The organism is Oxynema mangrovii CENA135, assembly GCF_016632315.1.
Classification (GTDB): domain Bacteria; phylum Cyanobacteriota; class Cyanobacteriia; order Cyanobacteriales; family Laspinemataceae; genus Oxynema; species Oxynema aestuarii.
The window spans coordinates 1,317,752-1,331,413 of record NZ_JAEOXH010000001.1 but is presented as its reverse complement, the minus strand read 5'-3'; the positions used below and the strand labels follow the sequence as shown (position 1 = coordinate 1,331,413).

Genomic DNA, 13,662 nt, shown 5'->3' with positions numbered 1-13,662 from the left:
TTCGTGTTCTCGGTTGCGGGCGCATCGGAAAAGACGGTCGGATCGGGCGGTCGTGCTTCATCATGGTTATGCCCGACGGGCTGTTTGGCCGCGATCGGTCGGGAGTGGGCTTAGGGCGCGGCGATCGCCCGGAGAACCGTTCCGGCGGGCGGGCAGCCCGAACCCGAGCCTGGGGTCGCTCGAACCCGAAGATCGTTGCGTCTCTCCTTGAGGGCGATCGCCACTCGGGGGTCGAGACCGGAACCCACCTGCATTATAACGAGAGGGGCGCGGGAGCGATCGGTTCGCGGCGGCGATCGCTCCCGTCTCTAGCGGCGTTCGACGGTTTCGACCCGGAAGCGTTCCACGGAGGTGAGCAAGTCGCGGGCGACCCCGACCAAGTTTTGCAGGGAAACCGAGACCCGTTGGGCTTCCTGGGAGGTTTCTTGGGCGGTCAATTCCACCGCCTGCATCACCTGGGCGACCGAGCGCGAGGTTTCGGTCTGCTCGACGGTATCGGCGGTAATCGATCGCACCAACACGTCGATCCGGTTGGTCACCTGAATGATATTTTCCAGGGCGCGCTTGGCTTGTTCGGCCCGTTTGGTCCCTTCGATCACCTGTTGGGTGCCTTCTTCCATCGCCATCATCACCGCCCCGGTCTCGCTTTGGATCTGCATGACGATCTGTTCGATTTCTTTGAGGGCTTTGGCGGAGCGGTCGGCCAACTGGCGCACTTCGTCGGCGACGATCGCGAATCCGCGTCCCGCTTCTCCGGCCCGCGCCGCTTCGATACTGGCGTTGAGGGCGAGTAAGTTCGTCCGCGAGGCGATCGAGGAAATCACGGCGACGATCTTGGAAATTTCTTGGGACGATTCCGCCAATCGCTTGACTTTTCGCGTCGTTTCTGCTACTGTCTCGCGCACTTCCAAAATCCCGACCACGGTTTGTTCCACTGCTTCGCCCCCTTTGAGGGCCGTCGCCGACGCCGAACGGGCCACGTCTTCCGCCTCCCGGGCGCTGTCGGCCACCCGTTGGATCGATTTGGTCATTTCCTGGACGGAATTGAGGGTCGCCGCCAGTTCTTCTGCTTGGCGCAAGGCGTCCGACGACAAGCTGCGGGCGAACGATTCGCTATCCGTCGCCCCTCGGGTTACCTGTCGGGCCGCTAACTTCACCTGCAAGACAATCTCGCGCAAGTTCTGAATCGTCAAGTTGAACGAGTCCGCCACGGCGCCGAGGACGTCGGCGGTCACTTCGGCCTGCACGGTGAGGTCGCCGCGCGCCGCCCCTTCCACGTCGTCGAGCAAGCGGATCACTTGCCGTTGCAAATCTTCCCGGGCTTGTTCTTGTTCTTCGGCTTTGCGTTGGGCTTCCCCGGTGGTGGTGTAGATCACCCGTGCCATCTGGTTGAACTTGTGCGCCAGTTGGCCGAATTCATCTTCGGAAAACACCGTGGCCCGCGCGCTCAAGTTCCCCTGAGACACGGCATCGAATTGGGATTGCAGGTCGTCGGTGGAACGGCGGATCTGACGGGCGCTGACATTGCCGAAGGCGTAGGTGCTGACGATCCCGGCCACTCCGGCAGCCAGGACCATGGCCGGGTCTTTGACGACGCGCGGCCACTGACCGCGAGCGGCAGCGTAGCTCATCGAGGCGGCGGCGATCGCCGAAATTGCCCCGGTCATCAAGCCGACCCACATGTGTTTTTTCGACAGGTTCGCCGTTTCCAAGAACCCGAGCATTCCCGGATCCGTGTTGACACTGCTCGGTTCCGCCGGGCTTTCGGTTTGGGCGAAGGCGGGGACTTGTTGCGCGCTCCCGGCAATGCTGAAAATCTCGTCGTCGCGAATGATCGAGCCGTCGGTATCTTCCGGCATCGCATAGGCGCGATCGAGATCGCCGATCCCCATACTGCCGTCGTCGATCGCAAAACCTCCGGTGGTCGAACCGCTCGTATCGTCGGAAAAGTCAAACTCGGGCAAATTGCCCAAATCCAAATCGTTAAAATCTTCAAATTCGTCGAGGAAAGCGCCGCCATTGCCTTCGCTGAGGTCCTCGCGCTCGATCGCCTCCTCCTCGTCGAAGTCGGCTCCCATGCCCCCACCGGGTTCGCCACTGCTAAAAGCATCGTCAAAATCGTCGAAATCGAAGCTATCCTGGTAGCCGTTGCCCGACGGTTCGGACACGAAAGTTTGAGTTTCGTAGTTTTCGTAGTCTTCTTCCGGGGTCGTGGCCGGGGGAGGCGCGAAGCTGCCGGGGCTGTGGCCGCCGGAGGTCGGGGAGGAGTGCATTTCCGGAAAGCTGGCGGGGCGATCGCCCATCAACAAGGTCGCGTCTTCCGTCGGCGGGGCCGTCCCTTCCGGCGGAAATGCCTCTTCGACCTCGTCGAACACGTCGAGACTCTCGTCGGCCATTTGCGACAGGCTCGGCTGGCTTTGCGGGGTGCTCCACGACTCCTCCTCCTCCGTCCCCTCGATCGCCTCGGTGCGATCGCTAAAAGCATCGTCAAAATCCGCAAACGGCTTGTCGAGATCCTCTAAATCGAGGTCTTCTGCATTCTCGAACGCCGCAAAGGGCGACGAACTCGGACTGGCCATCGGATCGCCCATTAAATCGGGCATCTCCCCCTCTTCGGGCAGGAAATCGGGCAGCTCGGAGGCCAGAGGATCGTTCCAGTTGGCCTGTTCGGCTTCGGCGAGTAATTCTTCGTCGGCGGCAAACGGATCGGGGATTTCCGTCCCTTCGGCACCCTGCGCCCTTCCCTCTCGGTCTTCGTCGAGGGCAACCGTATCGCCGAAGGGATTCTCGGCCAAGTCTTCGGCGTCCGAGGGACTGTGGTCTTCGTTGAGATCGGTATCGAGGTCTTCAAAGTCCAAACCGCCGAGATCGAAGGCGTCGCCGTAGTCCGACTCGGCCAAATCGAGATCTTCTCCCTCGATCCCGGGAAGGTCTTCGTAAGCGGCAGTTTGCTCGTCTTCCTGGGGGTATTCCGTCGCGCCGCCGTCGAAGGCGATATCTTCTTCTAGGAGGTTTTCGGTCTCGTCGTCGCTTTCGTAATGCTCCCCGTTGGCGTACTGACGGATGTAGTCCATCCCCTGAAAAGCTTGTTCGAGATACGCCGGATCGTCGGTGAGCGTTTGAACCCCTTCGTACTGCTGTAAAGCCACGTCGTACATTTGCAAACCGTAGCCGTAAATATGTCCGGCAAGCAGGCGGGCGCTCGGATCTTCGGGATATTCTTCGACGAGTTGATTGACGATGGTAGCGGCTTGCTCGTAGTTATTGTTGTTGTAGGCGTTTAATGCCCGTTCGTATTCTTGTTGATAATCCGTCGTACCTGATGCCATTTGCCTCCTCCTGCCGATGTAGGGAGAACCCCTAGAGCATTTGCCCTGTCAATGCCGTTTCCCTACAGGTTCGTGACTGTTGATCTGCAAGGGCGATGACGGGGGGATCCCCATCCCTGGATGGCCGTCCACCTGGCGGCACGATCTCATGCGGCCCATCGGGCCGATCGCAAAATTGCGTTACTATCGAGCAATCGTAAAACTTTTTCCCCATTTTCGCCGGATACCCATTCCCCCCGCAGGAACGGAGCCATACTGTCTGGAACGTTGGTGGGAAGCAGCACTTGCTCGACATCCAACCAGTCCATGCCGACAATTTTATCTACTGCTAACCCCAGTATAGTGTCTTGATCTTCAACGGCAATGATGGGAATCTCCGGTCGGTCGGTGTTGAGGGACGACGGATCTCCGAGAAACTGACCGAGGTCGGCCACCCAAATCACCCGCCCCCGAACGTTTAAGGTTCCCAGAAGCAAGGGGGAGACGTTGGGAATGGGGGTCACCCATTCCGGGGACGACGCGATCACTTCGTGAATTCCAGTTGCCGGAAGGGCAAACTCGTTCCCTGAAGGCACGTAAAATCTCAAGTGTAACTCGCCTTCGGGACTTTCGAGTTCTTGGATTTCCGGTGCCTGATCCATCCCGATTCCGGTGAGAAAATCCGGATTGCCCACCATAGTCGATGACCCCTCAACCTCTGAGTAGCTGTTTGACCGTCCCGACCAGTTCGGTGGGTTGGAACGGTTTGGCAATATAGGCGTCTGCGCCTTGTTTCATTCCCCAATAGCGATCGAATTCTTCCCCTTTGGAAGAACACATCACGACGGGAACATTTTGTGTTTTCGGATCGGCTTTGAGACGCCTGCATACTTCGTAACCGTTCATGCGGGGCATGACGATATCGAGAACGACCAGGTCGGGACATTTATCCTGGATCTGCTCTAATGCTTCGACGCCATCCGTGGCCACGCTAACATTTAATCCACTCCCCTTGAGGAGGTTTGAGATCATCTCCCGTTGCGTGACGCTGTCTTCCACAACCAGAACTGTACTCATAACTTCCTACCTGCTTTCGCTGGCTCAAATGGTGATTGGGACAGTCTATCCCCCGCCTGGGTTCGGCTCGGTCGCTCTTGCTGGAAAACCCGAGGTCGGGTGCCAGAAAAGAGAGCAAAATTCTAGGGGGGGCTAAACCGATTGCTCGACGGCTAGTTTTGACAGTAGAACTAGAAATAATCCCTATTATATGGGTACTGTCTAACGCTGAAGATAGCAGATTTGACCCCCTATCGCGAAGGAAGTCGTGATTTTCCGGTGAAACCGGGGCGTCGTTTACTGCGGTATGCTTTGACGGGGTGCCACCACGACCCCGACCGGGACGGTACTGACGGCGGAGGCGATCGCCTCGAATGGCCGTTCCCATTTCCCCAGCCACTCCCCCAGACCCGACTCGGCTCGAACCCGCGTCCGGCGCCCTCACTCCCTTGTCCGATCGCGGCGGGTGTGGCTCGATATTCAGCTAACTTTAGTCTACCGCGTCGGCTCGGGAATTTGGGGGCGATCGCCCTCGGCGCGCGGCGAGGGTCACAGTTCCCCTTCGAGGGCGTCGGCTAACAAACTTTCCGGTTCGGGATGTTCCGGATCTCCCGGGCCGATATATTTTTCGACGAGCATGAGCAGTTCGCTTTCGCCAAAGGGTTTGGTCAGGTAGTCGGTCGAACCGATCATGCGGGCTTTGACGCGATCGATAAAGCCATCTTTTCCGGTGAGCATGACGATCGGCGTTTGGCGGAAGGCGGAAGAACGGCGCAACATGGCGCAGATTTCATAGCCGTCGAGTTCGGGCATGGTAATATCGCACAAAATTAAATCCGGTTTGAGCTGAAACACCAAACTCAAGGCTTTGAGCGGATTGACGATCGCCGTGACTTCGTAGCCGTGTTCGTGCAGCATGTACTCTACGGTTTTGCCGACGGTGAGGTCGTCGTCGATGCAAACGACCCGAGGAACTTTGGCGACGGCGGGTAGTTCCAGTTCGCGTTTGGGCGGCGTCGCCACGTCGGATTCGGGATAAAACAATTGCACCAAACCGAGTTGGACGAAGGGATAAATCGCGCGGGCGACGGTCAAAATATCCCGATTCAAGTAGCGCGACATCTGACGCAGGTTCGTTTTGCCGTCGGCCCATCGGCTGAGGTTGTTAAAGGTATTTTCCGGTAACGCTTCTCGCATTTGCACCGGATCGGAAATGGCGGGGCATTGACTGGGAGATTGGATGTGGGGGTGAAATTGCTTCCACTCTTGCACCTGTTTCATGATTTTGGTGACTAACGAGCCGATTTCTAAGGTCGTCAGTTGGGGGGCCAGGGCCGGACCCATCTCGAAGATAAAGGAACCGTGATGGAGGCTCAACAGGTCGAAGAGGGTTTCGCGAACCATGCCCTGGATGATACTGCGGCCTTGGGCCGGGGTGAGGACGTGATTTTCGAGTAAGGCCCACAAGTAGCCGTATTCGAGGGCGTTGGTTGAAGAAATATAAGGGGCTTGGGTCGTATCTAAGGCGTTTTCGAGGTTGTAGCGACGCAAGTAGTCGCGCAAACGGGCTAAGCTGATGTCGCTATCGGCGGCGTAGATCATTTGACCGTTGCTAAAAAAGACGAACCAGGATTGTTCGGGGGGGCGCGATCGCTCGGGATAGCGAGGGCGATCGCCCCCGGGATGGGCAAAACGAGGATCTCCCCCACCCGCAGGACTGGCGTAGGCTTCGACAAAGAGTTCTCCGGTTCGCTGTCCGAGTTCAATCAGTTGCAGGATGCTGCGAATATCGATTTCATTTAAATTTCCCTGCATGCCGCTAACATTTTCTCCTTAAAACCATTTCCATCTGACCGGACGAGAGCAGCTACCTGTCAGCCTTGACTTAGGAGCGGTTCGAGGGTCAGCACTCGCTTCTTCGGCGATCGCCTCGCAACGGTCACCGACGCGCAAGCCGATGACGATCTAACTCTATATTCCTATTCAAAGCTCTGGCCCGCAAAATTGGTATGAGTTGCCGCAAATTCCTCGGCGCTTCGTCGGCGGTTTCGGTAGGGCGACTGGCACGGTGGGGGACTGATAAAATAATTTGGACGTCGGTTCGAGTTCTCAAGCCCGTGGCTTTCTGACTGGAACCCGCCCCACTGGCGCCCTCGACTTTGGCCGGGGTGGCGATCGCCGTCGCGGTCCGTTCCTCGGTCAAGGCGCGATCGCCCCCCAAGCAGCAAAAGTAAGCGAGCGATGACATCCGATAGCGCCGCAACCTCACTCGGGATTCCCCCCCGGCGTTCAACTGGGGGTTGTCGCCAATCAGATTTCCATCGATCGCCAATGCAAAATAAAAGCAAACTCATCGCAGTGTTTCCCTGAATTAGGTTTAATTTATGATGGACTTAACGACGGGGATAACTGACGTTCACAGTTGGGCATAGACACTCAAGAGGAAGATCGGTGTGCTGTATCTAGCGGAAGTACAAAAAAAGAGCGGAGTTTTTGGTGGGGGTAAGGCCGAACTCAAACTCCTAGCTTGTCAGCGAGGCGAGCAGAGTTGGTCTGCCATCCCCGGGGAAGACATCGTCCCCGCCGATGAAGCCAGCAATTTCAATGCTGGCGTCCTAGTTTTAGCCGAGCTGACGGCGAGCAAGCAGGTCCAGCGCGTCCAAGAGGCGGGCCGTCAATTGGTGACGATCTTGCAAAACTTCTCCCGCCAGCAAGAAAAATATAAGACTAAAGAAGAAGAAATCGAGCAGTGGATGCAGTCGCTGACGTTCCAAAGTCAGGAACTCAATCGCCGCGAAATGGAAATGCAAACGCGCGAGGAGGAACTGACGCAACTGCAACAGGAGGCGGAAGGTCTCGAATCTCGACGGGATGAAATCAACAGCGCCCGCGAAGAGGCCGATCGCCTGCGCGAGGAAATCGCTCAAAAACAACAAGAACTCGATGCGGCGTGGGAACAACTGCGCTCGGAAAAAGAAGGCTTGGAGGCCCAGCAACAAGACCTCTCGCAAGCGGTCAAACTCGATGACGAGCAGGCCAATCACATTCGCGAACTGCTCGATTACCTCTCGCAAACGGGTATATCGACCGAAGCGCTCCAAGAACAGGTCAATGTTTCGTTTGAAACGATTTCGGCGTGGCAGTCGGCGTTTGACGAACACTGGCAGCACGTGGAGCAACAACGATCGCAGGCCCAGCAGTTGCAGGAGGATATCGACCGCCAGGCGGGGGAAGTGGAACATCGCGATCGCGACTGGCACGAGGCGCAAAAGCAGTTACAACAAACGATCGCGGATCTTCAAGCTCGCGAACGCGCGTTGAGTCTCAAGCAAGAATATGCCGATTCGATGCGCTCGAACCTCGAACGCCAGCAGCAGTTGCACCAGCAGTTGTTTCAAATGGCCGATACGTCGGAACAGGTGAGTATCGGCGATAAGGTCGATGTGGAAGCTTTGGAAAAAATGCCCTTGGAGGAATTGCAAGGGGTGGTCCAAAATCTCCAGCAAGACCTCGACAAGATTTTTCAGTTCGTCAACGGACAGGAAGAGGAGTTGCGCCTCCAACAAGATACCATTGACGAACTTCAACAAAAATTAAATCAAAGCGGGGGCGATCGCTCGACCCTCGAAAGCGAACTCGCCGACGAGCAAGAAGCCTATCAAATGCTCAACGAAACTCTCGTCGGTCAGCGCCGCAATCTGCGGGAACGTCAGGAAATTCTGAGCCAACATCAAGGGGTGTTGGCCCGCCGTTTGGGTCACGCCGACGGTTCCAATCCCGGCCAAAAGTTGGCCCTCGGTCCGATTTTGGGACAGATGGAAGAGCAACAAGAGCAACTTCGCCAACAACTCAACGCCCTCGATCGCGAAATTTCTCAGTTACAAGACGAGATCGGCCAAACTCGCGGGGAGATCGACGGCAAAAATCAGGAACTCAACCGCCAGCAGGAGGAGATTCGCTCGTCTCAACAGGGGTTGCTCGAACGCCGCCAGCAGGTGGCCCAGATGTGGGGCCGGGTCAATATCTTGGAGGAGGTCTTGCAACCGAGTCAAGATCGACTCAATACTCTCAAAACCAAACTGGAAGAGCTTTCCGGTTCCCTCGGTCAACTCCAAGAAGGGGAAAGTCACCAAGAACAGGCGATCGCCCAAATGCGCGAAGCTTTGAGCGGTTTGATCGGTGGCGAGTCTCAAGGGGAATTAGCTGCTTCCTAGGTCGGAGGGTGGTGGATTTCGATCCACTCTCCCGATACTCGGGCGATCGCCCCTCCCGGAAAGGGATCGCTACAGGTGCCGTTGGGGGCGTCGATCAGGGCGATCGCAGCCTCGATCCGCTCGAAGTTGGGCGATCGCTCGGCCCATTGCTCCCACCACTGCCGCATCACCCGCCGTTGCAAGGCTAACGGACAATCGCGCAACTTTTCCCGATTGAGCGCCGCTTTTACCGAAAGAGACTTGACTTTTTCTAAATCTTGTGATACGCAACGTTGCAACCATTGCGCCGCGACGGCTTCGAGATATTCGACCTCGGCGCGCAGGAGTTCGGCAGTTTGCGCGCAATGGCGTTCGACTTGCGGGTTGAAGTGAGAGGCCAAATAGGGCAGCAGTTCGTGACGGATGCGATTGCGAGTATATTTTAAGTCGTGATTGGTCGCGTCTGTCCAAATGGGAAGCGCGAACCGATCGCAAAAGTCAGCCGTTTGCGATCGCGTCACCGCCAAAAGCGGGCGAACGAGGGCAATTTCTGGAGATAAAGGGCGTTTCCAGGCCAGCGCTTGCAAGCCATCCGCTCCCGTGCCGCGTAACAGGTTAAATAGTAAAGTTTCCGCGCGATCGCTCGCCGTATGTCCCGTAGCGATCGCCCCAAACCCATACTGACAGGCGATCCGTTCTAACACGCGATAGCGCCAACTCCGAGCCGCCGCTTCCGTCTCCACAGGCGCTCGGGCCGTTTCCAGATAAAACGGAAGATCCATCCGTGCGGCGAGTCGTCCCACGTGAACCGCATTCTCAGCCGAATCCGGGCGCCATCGGTGATCGCAATGGGCGATCGCGAGATCCCAATTCCATTTCGGCTGTAAATCGCGCAACAGTCGCAGCAAACACAAAGAATCCTGACCGCCAGATACTGCAATCAACAGGCGATCGTTGCGTCCGACCAGCCGCCGCGATCGTAACGTTGTATGGATTTGGGCGTGTAGGGGCGTCCAAGGGGACATGGGGGATTTTAGATTTTAGATTTTAGATTTTAGATTTTAGAAATCGGGAATGGGGAGAAGGTGGCACTCATCTGCCCCCCACAGAGATTCCAACTCCCCACTTCCCAAAAAAAAGGGGCGAATCAACCTCGCCCCACAACCACCTTACTCCGTATCCGACGGGGAGTATTCCGGCATCTCAGAGGGTTGGGTCGTCGTCATTTCCGTCCCTTCTGGATAGAATTCCAGACGCAACATCACCTTACCGCGACGCCATTTTTGACCGGGACTGAGCACTTCGCAGTCCAAACCTTCGGAAAATAAATTTTCTTCTTCTAATTTGGTTTGCAGAAGCGCCATAAATTCGCTGACCTTAAACGTGCATTGAAACATTAAATTACTTGCACTGGTAGAGATGACGTCATCGTAACCGAGGGACTCAAATCCATTTTGCATCCTTTCTCTCCCCGTTCTTAATGTTTTAACTGTTGAGTAGGAACGTTTGAAATTGGCTCGGCGATCGCGCCTTGCGCGAAGCGACGCCTCCGGCGTATCGCCGCCCGTCATTTTACGCCTTAAAAGAACCAACCGTAAGAATGCAGCCCTTTACCCAAAAGATTGACCCCAAGATAGCAGATCCAGACCACGACAAAACCCGTAGCCGCTAAAATCGCGGGTTTCCGTCCTTGCCACCCTCGGGTGATGCGCGCGTGCAAGTAAGCGGCGAAAACCAACCACGTAATCAAAGCCCAGGTTTCTTTCGGGTCCCAACTCCAATACGACCCCCAAGCTTCGTTCGCCCAAACGGCCCCGGCAATAATGCCGATGGTGAGCAGGGGAAAGCCCAATCCAATAATCCGATAGCTGATGTTATCGAGGGTATCGGCGAGGCTGAGACGTTGGGGGGATAAGGGGTCGGCGGCGGTGGTCTTGACTTGGGGACTTAACGATCGCGCGGTTTCGACTCCGACATAATCGAGAACGGCGACATTGGCGCCCGTAGCTTGACCGTTGCGATCGCCGAAGATCGGACTCGCCCCATTCTGGGGGGAATTCGACGACTCAGCCGCCGTCACCGCCGCCGTTTCGCCGTTGCGTTGCAGTCGGTAGCGATCGCTGCGATAGGCGCCGTTGCCGATCGAACTGCCACGCAATTCGACATTTTGACCGCGAGTGACCACCAAAAAGGCGATCGCCAACAGCGAACCGACCATCAACGTCGCGTAAGAAATCATCATCACACTGACGTGCATCATCAACCAATTCGATTTGAGGGCCGGGACTAACGGTTCCGACACCTGCATTTTGTCCGGTAAAGACAACGCCGCAAACGCGGTAATCGCCATCGCCACCGGGGACGTCACCACGCCGACCAACCGCGAACGGCTCATTTGTTCGGCAATTAAGTGCATCGTCGTTATCCCCCACGCCAAGAAAAAGAGGGATTCGTAAAGATTGCTCAACGGGAAATAACCCGCTTCCAGCCATCGGGCCGCAAGTAACGCCGCCATCGATAAATTGGCGATCGCCATCCCACTCGTTCCCAACACGGATAGCGCTGGAATTCCCGGAAATGCCGCCCCAACCCAATACACGAGCATGGTTAAAAAGAGGACGGCAAAAGAAGCATTATCTAACCAATTCTGGAGTACAACCAGATCCATGAAATGTTTCTCCCCAACATTTTGGAGTTTTCAAAAACGAGAGAAAGCTCAGAATAAATTTTTCTCTCCCAATCATATCCATCGTACCGATTCTTGGGGCGTTCGGCGTGCTGCTATCAAAATCAAAAGCGCGATCGCACATCAAAGCCGCCGATGACCCCGGTTGGCCCCGGCGATCGCGCCTTGCGCTTAGCGACTCCAAAACCAACTCCAAAACAATCAGGAGAATCGTCATCCCCGCCGCCTCCCCGGATCGGCAAAGGCGATCCCCAATCCCCTCAAAAAAATAAGATACACTGAGAAATGCTGTGAGAAACTTTCAAAAATGTCCGACCCGCAAAACCGTCTCAACTATCCCCAAACCCGCCAAAGCGATATTGTCGATAACTACCACGGAACCGTCGTCCCCGACCCCTACCGTTGGCTCGAAGATCCCGAGTCCGACGAAACAAAAGCTTGGGTAGAAGCCCAAAATAAAGTTACATTTTCCTATCTCGAATCTATCCCCGAAACCCAGCGCATTAAAGACCGTCTCACCCAACTGTGGAACTACGAAAAATACGGAACTCCCTTCAAAAAAGCCCACCGATATTTTTATTTTAAAAACGACGGACTCCAAAATCAAAGCGTTCTCTACGTCCTCGAATCTCTCGACGGCGAACCGCGCGTTCTGCTCGATCCAAATACCCTTTCCGAAGATGGAACTGTCGCCCTTTCGGGAATTGCCATTAGCGAAAATGCCCGTTATATGGCCTACGGATTATCTAGTTCCGGTTCGGATTGGCAAGAATGGCGCGTTTTGGAGATCGATCGCGGCGAAGATCTCTCGGATCGTTTAAAATGGATTAAATTTTCCGGCGCGTCCTGGACTCACGACCATCTAGGGTTTTTCTACAGTCGCTACGACGAACCCGACGAAAAAACTCAATTTGAAAGTGTCAACTACTACCAAAAACTCTACTACCATCGCTTGGGTACTCCCCAATCCGAAGACGTTCTCATCTACGAACGCCCCGACGAGAAAGAGTGGGGATTTAGTGGAGGCGTCACCGAGGATGGAAAGTATTTAATTATTAGTGTCTGGAAAGGAACCGATCCGAAAAATTTAGTCTTTTATAAAGACTTGACCGACCCAGATGCTCAAGTGGTCGAATTAATTCAAAACTTTGAAGCCAGTTATAGCTTTATTGATAATGACGATCGCCGCTTCTGGTTTCAAACCGATCTCGACGCCCCCCGAGGACGGATTATCGCGATCGATATCGATACGGGAACGCGATCGCAAATTATTGCCGAAGCGGAAGAAACCCTAGAAGGAACTGGGGTTCTCAATCACTGTTTCGTCACCGAATATCTGAAAGATGCCCGCAGTCAAATTAAAATCTTTAATCTCGACGGAACTTTCGTGCGCGAAGTCGAATTACCCGGCGTCGGTTCTGTAGGGGGTTTTGGCGGCAAACGTAGCGATACGGAAACCTTTTACAGCTTCACCAGCTTCACGACACCGACGACGATTTATCGCTACGATATGGTCGCGGGTGAAAGTACGATTTATCGTCAGCCTACCGTCGATTTTAATCCCGAAGATTACGCGATCGAGCAAGTCTTTTACCACAGTAAAGATGGCACTCGCATTCCGATGTTTGTCACCCACAAAAAAGGGGTCGATCGCAACAGCAACAATCCGACGTATTTATACGGTTATGGCGGATTCAATGTCTCCCTAACGCCGACTTTTTCCGTCAGTCAGCTAGTGTGGATGGAAGTGGGGGGAATTTTAGCCATTCCTAATTTACGCGGCGGCGGCGAATACGGGGAAGACTGGCACCAAGCGGGGACAAAGTTAAACAAACAAAATGTATTTGACGACTTCATTGCGGCGGCGGAATGGTTAATTGAAAATCGCTATACTTCGACTGAAAAATTGGCGATCGCCGGAGGGAGTAATGGGGGTTTATTAGTCGGCGCCTGCATGACGCAACGCCCGGATTTATTCGCCGCCGCCTTACCCGCCGTTGGCGTGATGGATATGTTACGTTTCCATAAATTTACCATCGGTTGGGCCTGGTGTTCGGATTTTGGTTCTCCGGAAAATCCAGAAGAATTTAAAGCTTTATATGCGTATTCTCCCTTACACAATCTCGAATCCGGCACCGCTTATCCCGCGACTTTAATTACGACGGCAGATCGGGACGATCGCGTGGTTCCCGCCCATAGTTTTAAGTTTGCTGCTGCGTTACAAGCGGCCCACGATGGCCCCCATCCGGTCTTAATTCGGATCGAAACAAAAGCGGGACATGGGGCGGGAAAACCGACGGCTAAAATTATCGATGAAATAGCAGATAAATGGGGGTTTCTCGTCAAAATTCTCGATATTTCTGTAGACTTTAACACGGCAAAAGCCTAGCTGTTTGTCGGGCGATCGTTCTCAAAGCGC

Annotated in this window: 11 protein-coding genes; 3 read left to right on the top strand and 8 right to left on the bottom strand. The window is 55.1% G+C overall.

The window, feature by feature from the left end:
- Positions 1-308: 308 nt before the first annotated feature.
- The 3 genes from JJD41_RS05185 to JJD41_RS05175 form a co-directional block, all read right to left on the bottom strand.
- Entirely contained in the window at positions 309-3,329 is a 3,021-nt protein-coding gene (locus JJD41_RS05185; protein WP_200665010.1) for a methyl-accepting chemotaxis protein, read from the bottom strand.
- A gap of 146 nt (positions 3,330-3,475) precedes the next feature.
- Positions 3,476-4,006: a chemotaxis protein CheW gene (locus JJD41_RS05180; RefSeq protein WP_168569087.1), complete on the bottom strand. Its 531-nt coding sequence runs from the start codon at positions 4,004-4,006 to the stop codon at positions 3,476-3,478.
- 13 nt (positions 4,007-4,019) lie between these two features.
- On the bottom strand, positions 4,020-4,385 hold the full coding sequence (locus tag JJD41_RS05175; RefSeq protein WP_168569086.1) for a response regulator transcription factor: 366 nt from the start codon (positions 4,383-4,385) through the stop codon (positions 4,020-4,022).
- 222 nt (positions 4,386-4,607) lie between these two features.
- Between JJD41_RS05175 and JJD41_RS05170 the strand changes: the two genes are divergently transcribed.
- Positions 4,608-4,943, top strand: a complete 336-nt coding sequence (locus tag JJD41_RS05170) for a hypothetical protein (RefSeq protein WP_200665009.1) — start codon at positions 4,608-4,610, stop codon at positions 4,941-4,943.
- On the opposite strand, the gene JJD41_RS05165 is transcribed toward JJD41_RS05170, so the two are convergent.
- Together JJD41_RS05165 and JJD41_RS05160 are read right to left on the bottom strand one after the other, a co-directional pair.
- Positions 4,914-6,179 (bottom strand): response regulator, encoded by a 1,266-nt coding sequence (locus JJD41_RS05165; protein ID WP_200665008.1) that lies wholly within the window; start codon positions 6,177-6,179, stop codon positions 4,914-4,916. The genes JJD41_RS05170 and JJD41_RS05165 overlap by 30 nt on opposite strands.
- A 124-nt stretch (positions 6,180-6,303) precedes the next feature.
- Entirely contained in the window at positions 6,304-6,612 is a 309-nt protein-coding gene (locus tag JJD41_RS05160) for a hypothetical protein (RefSeq protein ID WP_200665007.1), read from the bottom strand.
- Positions 6,613-6,817: 205 nt separating this feature from the next.
- Between JJD41_RS05160 and hmpF the strand changes: the two genes are divergently transcribed.
- Positions 6,818-8,578 (top strand): pilus motility taxis protein HmpF, encoded by a 1,761-nt coding sequence (gene hmpF, locus JJD41_RS05155; protein WP_200665006.1) that lies wholly within the window; start codon positions 6,818-6,820, stop codon positions 8,576-8,578.
- On the opposite strand, the gene tilS is transcribed toward hmpF, so the two are convergent.
- The 3 genes from tilS to ccsB all read right to left on the bottom strand — a co-directional run bounded on the left by tilS (position 8,575) and on the right by ccsB (position 11,225).
- Entirely contained in the window at positions 8,575-9,582 is a 1,008-nt protein-coding gene (gene tilS, locus JJD41_RS05150; RefSeq protein ID WP_200665005.1) for a tRNA lysidine(34) synthetase TilS, read from the bottom strand. The genes hmpF and tilS overlap by 4 nt on opposite strands.
- A 144-nt stretch (positions 9,583-9,726) precedes the next feature.
- Positions 9,727-10,017: a KGK domain-containing protein gene (locus tag JJD41_RS05145; protein WP_168569080.1), complete on the bottom strand. Its 291-nt coding sequence runs from the start codon at positions 10,015-10,017 to the stop codon at positions 9,727-9,729.
- Between the two features lie 119 nt (positions 10,018-10,136).
- Positions 10,137-11,225, bottom strand: coding sequence for a c-type cytochrome biogenesis protein CcsB (gene ccsB, locus JJD41_RS05140; RefSeq protein ID WP_200665004.1), 1,089 nt, complete (start codon positions 11,223-11,225; stop codon positions 10,137-10,139).
- Between the two features lie 325 nt (positions 11,226-11,550).
- Here ccsB and JJD41_RS05135 point away from each other — a divergent pair, with 325 nt between their 5' ends.
- Positions 11,551-13,632 (top strand): prolyl oligopeptidase family serine peptidase, encoded by a 2,082-nt coding sequence (locus JJD41_RS05135; RefSeq protein ID WP_200665003.1) that lies wholly within the window; start codon positions 11,551-11,553, stop codon positions 13,630-13,632.
- Positions 13,633-13,662 lie beyond the last annotated feature (30 nt).